Here is an 8,581-nt window from a genome sequence, read left to right on the forward strand (position 1 = left end):
CTCCTTCCCATTCCGAACAGGAAAGTTAAGCTCTATAACGCCGATGGTACTGCATGGGAGACTGTGTGGGAGAGTAGGAAGTTGCCAAGTGAGAAAGAGATAAGGATAGTTTATACTATCCTTTTTTTCATGGATAAAATTAATTTACAAAAAATTTATATGATATGAGACAGATAATTAGAATCTGTCTCTTATTTACGCGGTTAAAAATCAAGGGGGGAATTTTTATAAATGAAAAAACCAGAATTTTTTTCTATGATTCAAAACAGAAAAAAATTATTGACAAAAGAACAAGTTATTAATGATGTTATAGCAGGAAGTGTTGTTGCTATTATTGCATTGCCATTATCTATTGCTATAGGAATTTCATCAGGAGTTAGTCCAGAAAAAGGACTTTTAACTGCAATTTTAGCAAGCTTATGTGTTTCTATTTTTGGTGGAAGTAGAGTTCAAATAGGAGGACCTACAGGAGGGTTTGTTGTAATTGTTTATGGAGTAATTCAAAAATATGGTTTTACCGGATTAATAATATCAACTTTAATGGCTGGATTTATTTTAATTATTTTAGGATTATTTCGTTTAGGAAATTTGATTAGATTTATACCTAAAAGTATAATTTTGGGCTTTACAGCAGGAATAGGAGTAGTTTTATTTAGTGCCCAAATACAAGAGTTTTTTGGTCTTAGAACTGGTAAGCTTCCTGTTAGCTTTTTTGGAAAATGGAATTTATATATTTTATCATTTAAAACCGTAAGTATAACTACCTTAATATTAGGGTTAATATCTATATTAATAATAATTACATTTCCTAAAGTAAATAGAATCATACCTAGTTATTTAATTGCATTAATAGTAGTTACATTAATTGTAAAGTTTATGAATATAAATGTAGATACAATTGGTAGCTCTTTTGGACACATTAGCTCCTCAATTCCTATGCCTGAATTACCGGATTTTGGAATAATTAATATTAAAAATCTTATACTACCATCTATAACTATAGCATTTTTAGGATACATACAAGCATTACTTACAGCTGTAGTATCAGATGATATGATAGGAGAAAAACATAGTTCAAATACTGAGCTTATAAGTCAAGGGATAGCCAATATAGTATCTTCTTTATTCGGAGGAATACCAGCTACAGGAGCAATAGCTAGAACAACTGCAAGTATAAAAAACGGAGGAAGAACACCGTTAGCTGGATTAGTTCATGCTGGAATATTATTATTTATTCTTCTTATATGTGTACCACTTCTTCAATATGTTCCTTTAACTGTATTAGCAGCTATACTTATAGTGGTTTCATATAATATGGGGAATTTTAGTGATTGTATAAAGCTTATTAAAGAAGATAAAGCTAGTGGATTTGAACTTATTTTAACTCTTATACTGACTGTATGTGTTAATTTAGTTATTGCAATAGCAATAGCAATGATAGTTCATTTAATTAGAGTTAAAATAATAAATAATAAAATTCATACTAATAGAATTAAAATAAGAAATAAAAAAATTGGGATTGCATAATTTTAAAATTACGTTGAATAGTACTCAACGTAATTTTTTTTATTCTAAATAAAATTAATTAAGAATAATATGTATAAGTAAATCTATAATTTAGGGGAGGGATAGTATTTGTAAAATATTAATGTACCTATGGGTTAGGATGGGGTATTAAAATTAAGATTCAATTAATAGGTACAATTTTTATGAAATTGAAAGAAAAATAAGTTTTGAAATATAAGAATATAGTATAGAAGGAGTTAATATAAATGAAAGTTTTATATGTTGGAGGAGAGGCAAATCCTTTTATTAAAAGTGGAGGACTTGGAGATGTATTAGGAGCATTACCAAAGGAGTTAGTTAAGAATGGAGTGGATGCAAGAGTTGTAATTCCTAAATATAAAAATATAAATAAGGAATTAAATAATAAACTTAAATTTATAAAATGGTTTATGGTCAAAGTTGGCTGGAGAAATCAATATTGTGGAATATTTGAATATGATTATGAAGGAGTTAAATATTATCTTTTAGATAATGAATATTATTTTGGAAGGGAAGGAATGTATGGATATGTAGATGATGGTGAGAGATTTGCTTTTTTTACTAGAGCTGTATTAGAGTTCATGAAAGAGATTGATTATCAGCCTGATGTTATCCATTGTAATGATTGGCATACAGGAATGATACCTGTTTTATTAAAGTTAGAGTATTCAAGACATTTATTTTATTGTAATATGAAAACTGTATTTTCAATTCATAATTTAAAATTCCAAGGAACTTTTGATAAAAATATATTAACTGAATTATTTGGATATGACTTAGAACCCTATTATAATGGAAGTTTAGCATTTGATGATGGGATAAGCTTTATGAAAGGTGGAATTATGTATTCTGATATAATTTCTACTGTCAGTAATTCTTATGTAGATGAAATAAAATCTGTTGAATATGGAGAGAGAATGGATTCTATATTAAATGAAAGAGCTTATGCATTACATGGAATACTAAATGGAATAGATTATGATGAATATAATCCTGAAAATGATAAATTTATATATAGTCAATTTAATAGAAATAATTACGAACAAGGTAAGAAAGAAAATAAAATAAATCTCCAGAAAGAACTTAGAATTAAGGTAAATGAAGATATACCTATAATTGGAATAGTATCAAGGCTTACAAGCCAAAAAGGACTTGATTTAATTGTCTCTATGATTGATAGAATTTTACAAAGAGATGTACAATTAATAATTCTAGGAACAGGGGATCATCATTTTGAAGAACATTTTAAAAATTTACAATATAGGTATAGAGAAAAGGTATCTGCAAATATATTTTTTGATGACTCTTTAGCACATAAAATATATGCAGCTTCAGATATGTTTTTAATGCCTTCTTTATTTGAACCTTGTGGATTAGGACAACTTATAGCTTTAAGATATGGTTCTATACCTATTGTTAGAGAAACTGGGGGATTAAAAGACACAATTTCAGCATTTAATAAATATACTGGAAAAGGAAATGGTTTTAGTTTTAAGAATTATAATGCTTATGAAATGGTAAATATTATTGAAGAGGCATTAGATACATTTAAAAATAAAGATGTTTGGAATTCTATAATAAAACAAGCTTTAGATTCAAATAATAGCTGGGAAAAATCCGCAAAGGATTATTTAAAATTATATGAGAGATTTTAGATAATCCTTATAAATAGGGGGTATATTTTTATGATAAATATCGGAAAAGAAGAATTCAAAAAGGCTTATTTAAAAAAATTTCTTGAAATTCATGGGGAAGAACTAGGTGAGGGTAATAGTTATAAAAAATATGAAGCTTTAGGTAACTTGGTAAAAGATTATGTAGGCGAAAAGTGGGTAGAAACTACAAAGAAATATAATAATAGTGGAGAAAAACAAATTTATTATTTTTCAATGGAGTTTTTATTAGGAAGACTTCTTGGAGATGCTCTATTAAATTTAGGAATAAGAGATGTCTGTAGAGAGGCATTAAAAGATTTAGGAATAGATTTAGGAGAATTAGAAAGCTTAGAACATGACCAAGGATTAGGTAATGGAGGATTAGGAAGGCTAGCAGCTTGCTTTCTTGATTCTATGGCATCACTTAATATTGCAGGGCATGGTTGTGGAATTAGATATAAATATGGATTTTTTGAACAAAGAATAGTAGATGATAAGCAAGTTGAAGTTTCAGATAATTGGCTAAGAGACGGAAATCTATGGGAGAAAAGAAAACAAGATAAAAAAGAAATAGTAAAGTTTGGTGGAGAAGTAATTACAGAAGAAGTAAATGGTGTTATGAAGTTTACTCATGTAAATTATGAACCTATTTTAGCTATTCCTTATGATACTCCAGTAGTAGGATATGAACATGAGACAATAAATAATTTAAGACTTTGGAGTGCAGAAACTGTAAGTGATGAATTTGATTTTTCTTCATTTAGTAGAGGTGAGTTTTTAAAAGCTTTAGAATATAAAAATTCAGTTGAAGCAATTTCACAGGTTTTATATCCAAATGATACTCAATATGAAGGGAAAATATTAAGGCTTAAACAACAATATTTCTTTGTATCTGCTGGAGTGCAAAGTATAATTAGGCATTATAAGAAACATGGAGGAAAAATAGAAAATCTAGATGAAAAAATAGCTATTCATATAAATGATACTCATCCAACATTAGCTATTCCAGAATTAATGAGAATACTTTTAGATGAAGAAGGATTAGGATGGGAAGAGGCTTGGAAGATTACTACTGGAACTATTTCTTATACAAATCACACAATACTTGCAGAGGCATTAGAGAAATGGCCAATAGATATGTTTAAGACACTTTTACCAAGAATTTATATGATAGTTGAAGAAATAAATAAAAGGTATTGTCAAGAACTTTGGAATAAATATATAGGTCAATGGGATAAGATTTCTAGAATGGCAATCATAGCTGATGGACAAGTTAGAATGGCTCATTTAGCAGTAGTAGGAAGTCATAGTGTAAATGGGGTTGCCAAGCTTCATACTGAAATTTTAAAGAAACAGGAAATGAAAGATTTATATTATTTTTATCCAAATAAATTTAATAATAAAACCAATGGAATAACTCATAGAAGATGGCTTATAAAAAGTAATCCACAATTGACTAGACTTCTTAAAAATACAATAGGAGATGGATTTATAAAGCATCCAACAGATTTAATTAAATTTGAAGCTGAAGTGCATAAAAAAGAAATTCAATTAGAACTTGCAAAAATAAAAAGATTAAATAAAGAAAAGCTTGCAAAAACAATTTTAAATACAAAAGGGATAATAATAGATCCTGATTCAATTTTTGATGTTCAGGTAAAAAGGATTCATGCATATAAGAGACAAAGTTTAAATTGCTTAAAAATAATGCATTTATATAATGAGATTTTAGCAAATCCTAATAAGGATATGGTTCCAAGAACATTTATATTTGGAGGGAAAGCAGCTCCTAGCTATTACTTAGCAAAAAATACAATTGAATTAATAAATAAGATTGCTAATGTAATAAATAATGATAAGAGAGTTAATGAAAAAATGAAAGTAGTATTTTTAGATAACTATAGAGTTTCTTTAGCAGAAGAAATAATTAGAGCTACTGATTTAAGTGAGCAAATATCAACTACTACTAAAGAGGCATCAGGAACCTCAAATATGAAATTTATGATGAATGGTGCATTAACAATAGCTACATTAGATGGGGCAAATATAGAAATAAAAGATGAAGTTGGATTAGATAATATATTTATATTTGGATTGCAATCGCAAGAGGTATTAGATTATTACAAATATGGTGGATATTCATCTTATGAATATTATAGAGATGATCAGAGAATAAGAGCAGTAATAGATGATTTAATAAATGGAAGATATTGTTCTGATAAAGAAAGGTTTAGACCAATATATGATAATTTAATAACTTATAATGATGAGTTCTTTGTTTTAAAAGATTTTGATTCCTATATAGAAACAAATTCTAGAGTTGATGATGAATTTAGAGATTTATATAAATGGCAAAGAAAATGTGGAATAAATATAGCACATTCAGGAATATTTTCATCAGATAGAACAATATCAGAATATGCAACAGGAATTTGGGGATCAGAGCTTATATATAAAAATTTATAATATAAAAATTAGTTCATGTTTAAATTGAGAAATAAGGTTGTTTAGATTTTAGACAACCTTATTTTGATTTTAAAAACTTATGTATAAATCTAAAAATCCTGACATATGTTTTATTGATACAGAAAGTAAAGCAACATATGAGAGGAGAGTGGATATGAATAAGAATAATATGATTGCAATGATATTAGCAGGAGGACAAGGCTCAAGACTTGGAGTTTTAACAAAAAACCTAGCAAAGCCAGCAGTGCCTTTTGGAGGAAAGTATAGAATAATAGATTTTCCTTTGAGTAATTGTTCAAATTCAGGAATTTACACTGTAGGAGTATTAACTCAGTATAAACCTTTAGAATTAAATTCACATATAGGGATAGGAAGTCCTTGGGATTTAGATAGAAGAGGAAGTGGTGTTAGTATATTACCACCATATCAAGAAGAAGATGGAGGAAAATGGTATAAGGGAACTGCAAATGCAATATATCAGAATATAGAATATATAGATAGCTATAATCCAAAATATGTACTTGTATTATCAGGAGATCATATTTATAAAATGGATTATTCTAAAATGTTAGATTTTCATAAAGAGAAAGAAGCAGATGCAACTATTGCAGTAATAAATGTTTCTAAAGAAGAGGCAACTAGATTTGGTATAATGAATACAAATCCAGATCTATCTATTTATGAATTTGAGGAAAAGCCAATGTTCCCAAAGAGCACAAATGCTTCAATGGGAATTTATATATTTAATTGGGAAAACTTAAAAAAGCATCTATTAGAAGATGAAATGAATCCATTATCGAATAATGATTTTGGAAAGAATATAATTCCAAAGATGTTAGAAGAGAATAATAAGTTATTTGCTTATCCTTTCAAGGGGTATTGGAAAGATGTGGGAACTATAGAAAGTCTTTGGCAAGCAAATATGGATTTATTGAAAGATGATAATGAACTATGTCTTCATAATGATGAGTGGAAAATATATTCTGAAAATCCTGTAAGTCCAGCACAAATGATAGGAAAAGATGCTAGTGTTAAAAATACTTTAGTTGTTGAAGGATGTGTAGTTAAAGGAAAAGTAAGAAATTCTGTACTTTTTCAAGGAGTTCATATTGGAAAAAATACAATAATAAAAAATTCTGTAATAATGAATAATGCTTATATAGAAGATGATGTAGTAATAGAAAAGGCAATAATAGGAGCAGATGCAAAAATAGGAAAAGAATCTCATATTGGAAATGGAAAAGAAATAGCAGTTGTTGCTTCTAAAGAATATATAAAAAAAGGAAGTAGGATAGATTCAGAATATAAACTTTAATTTATGGAGAGTGAAAGGAAGATGAAAGATTGCATAGGAATAATAAACTTAGATGAAAATGAAAAAGGAATGGGGGAACTAGTAAAAAAAAGAGTACTAGGTTCTGTTCCAATAGCAGGAAAGTATAGGATTATCGATTTTGTATTATCGAATATGACTAATTCGGGAATTGAATGTATAGGAATATTTACTAAAAATAAATCGAGATCATTAATGGATCATTTAACTAATGGTAGACCTTGGGATTTGCATAGAAAAAAAGATGGACTTAAAGTGTTTAACTTTGGAGATAATGAACCTTATTATGAAGATGTTCATAATTTTTTAGATAATATAGCTTTTGTTAAATATAGTAGAAAAGAATATGTATTATTAGCTCCTTCATATATGATATGTAATATAGACTATAGCGAAATAATATATAATCACAAAAAAAGCGATAATGATATTACAGTTATTTATAAAGAGGTGAATAATGCGGACAAATCATTTATTGATTGTGATGTTTTAAATATAGATGAAAAAAATAGAGTTATAAGTGTTGGAGAAAATTTAGGAGAAAAAAAACATGCTAATATAAGTATGGAAATGTATCTAATGAAAACGGAGATATTTATTGATATAGTATATGACTCTATAAGAAGTGGAGAATATAGAAAAGTAAAACAATTTATACATTCGAAATTAAAAAGTCTAAAGGTTTATGCTCATAAATTTGAAGGGTATGTAAGTTGCATAAATACATTAGAAGAATATTATAAAACTAATATGGATTTTTTAGATGAAGATATAAGCCATGAAATATTCTGTAATAAAGATTTAATTTACACTAAATCTAAAGATTGTGCACCAACACAATATACAGAAGACAGTGTAGTAAAAAATTCAATAATAGCTAATGGATCTTATATAGAGGGAGAGGTTGAGGATTGTATTATAGGAAGAAGCGTACACGTTGCGAAAGGAGTAAAATTAAGAGGTTGTATATTAATGCAAAATGCAGTTATTAAGGCTAATTCAGAGATTAACAATATGATAATTGAAAAAGGAATGGAAATAGGAGGAAATGAAAAATATATTGGAACTAAGAATTTTCCAATGGTGATATATCCACGAAATTTTAAATATTAAAAATACTTATTTCATAAATCCTATTTTGAGGTTTGTTGGCAAATAAATATTATATATTTATAAATATTAAATATATTGAAATAACAACTAAAGGCTTTAAAGTGTTTATGACTTTAAAGTCTTTTTTATTAATTAGGTTAGCATACCACAATGTTAGTTATATTTAAAAGGAAAATAAATATATAATAAATATTTTGAGTATAAATTACAATTTTACATAATCTGAGCACTAAATAAATTTGGAAAATAGGAATATGATTAATATAGAAAAGGTCTTTAAAAAAATATACAAAATAAAATATTAAAAAAATATCGAAAAAGTATTGACAATATTAAATATAAGTAATATACTAAACAAGTCGCTGAGAGCGATAAGAAAAAATGGTCTTTGAAAATTGAACAGAATAATATATAAGCAAACTTAAACCAGCAATTCTTTTATAAGTAAGTTTTAAGAGCTAAAAGATTA

At 27.2% G+C, this 8,581-nt stretch carries 5 protein-coding genes and 1 other annotated feature; all 5 genes read left to right on the forward strand.

The window, feature by feature from the left end:
- Window positions 1-79: a sequence feature (5S ribosomal RNA rRNA prediction is too short), on the forward strand.
- A gap of 152 nt (window positions 80-231) precedes the next feature.
- The 5 genes from HMPREF1092_RS13635 to glgD all read left to right on the forward strand — a co-directional run bounded on the left by HMPREF1092_RS13635 (window position 232) and on the right by glgD (window position 8,112).
- On the forward strand, window positions 232-1,527 hold the full coding sequence (locus tag HMPREF1092_RS13635) for a SulP family inorganic anion transporter (RefSeq protein ID WP_002599244.1): 1,296 nt from the start codon (window positions 232-234) through the stop codon (window positions 1,525-1,527).
- Between the two features lie 245 nt (window positions 1,528-1,772).
- Entirely contained in the window at window positions 1,773-3,200 is a 1,428-nt protein-coding gene (gene glgA, locus HMPREF1092_RS13640) for a glycogen synthase GlgA (RefSeq protein WP_002599245.1), read from the forward strand.
- Between the two features lie 30 nt (window positions 3,201-3,230).
- On the forward strand, window positions 3,231-5,666 hold the full coding sequence (locus HMPREF1092_RS13645) for a glycogen/starch/alpha-glucan phosphorylase (RefSeq protein WP_002599246.1): 2,436 nt from the start codon (window positions 3,231-3,233) through the stop codon (window positions 5,664-5,666).
- A 154-nt stretch (window positions 5,667-5,820) separates the two neighbouring features.
- Window positions 5,821-6,981, forward strand: coding sequence for a glucose-1-phosphate adenylyltransferase (locus HMPREF1092_RS13650; RefSeq protein ID WP_002599247.1), 1,161 nt, complete (start codon window positions 5,821-5,823; stop codon window positions 6,979-6,981).
- Window positions 6,982-7,002: 21 nt separating this feature from the next.
- Window positions 7,003-8,112 carry a glucose-1-phosphate adenylyltransferase subunit GlgD gene (glgD, locus tag HMPREF1092_RS13655; protein WP_002599248.1) on the forward strand — a complete coding sequence of 370 codons (1,110 nt, stop codon included), beginning with the start codon at window positions 7,003-7,005 and terminating at the stop codon, window positions 8,110-8,112.
- The last annotated feature ends 469 nt before the right edge of the window (window positions 8,113-8,581 follow it).

It is taken from the genome of Clostridium thermobutyricum (assembly GCF_000371465.1).
GTDB classification, from domain to species: Bacteria; Bacillota; Clostridia; order Clostridiales; family Clostridiaceae; genus Clostridium; species Clostridium thermobutyricum.